Source organism: Streptomyces sp. CAI-85 (genome assembly GCF_013363615.1).
Classification (GTDB): Bacteria; Actinomycetota; Actinomycetes; order Streptomycetales; family Streptomycetaceae; genus Streptomyces; species Streptomyces antibioticus_B.
This window is the reverse complement of the sequence record NZ_JAANNX010000262.1, coordinates 1-577: the sequence shown is the minus strand read 5'-3', so window position 1 is coordinate 577 and position 577 is coordinate 1. Positions and strand designations below refer to the sequence as shown.

Below are 577 nucleotides of genomic sequence, written 5' to 3'. Positions count from 1 at the left end.
AGTGCTGCGAGCCCTTCCAGCGGCCCGCCCAGTCGTAGTCGCGGTAGTTCTCGAAGGCGGAGAACACATCGGCCCAGGTGTCGTAGCCGAAGAAGTTCAGCGCCTCCTCCGGCGGACCGAAGTAGGCGACCGCACCGCCCGGCGCCATCACCAGCAGCTTGTCGCAGATGGCGAGTTCGGCGACGGAGTGGGTGACGACGAGGACCGTACGGCCGTCGTCGGCGAGGCCGCGCAGCAACTGCATGACGTCGCGGTCCATGCCCGGGTCGAGGCCCGAGGTCGGCTCGTCCAGGAAGATCAGCGACGGCTTGGTGAGCAGCTCCAGCGCCACCGAGACGCGCTTGCGCTGGCCGCCGGAGAGCGAGGTGACCTTCTTGCCCCGGTGGATGTCCAGCTTGAGTTCGCGCAGCACCTCGTCGATCCGGGCGTCGCGCTCGGCGGCCGTGGTGTCGGCCGGGAAGCGGAGCTTGGCCGCGTACTTGAGCGCCTTGTTGACGGTCAGTTCCTTGTGCAGGATGTCGTCCTGCGGGACCAGACCGATGCGCTGGCGCAGCTCGGCGAACTGCTTGTACAGGTT

Annotated in this window: 1 protein-coding gene; it reads right to left on the bottom strand. The window is 67.8% G+C overall.

Annotated features, from left to right (window positions below; all coding sequences use genetic code 11):
• Positions 1-577: ATP-binding cassette domain-containing protein (locus tag G6W55_RS38160; protein ID WP_175525123.1), on the bottom strand; the 577-nt coding region annotated here is incomplete at both ends.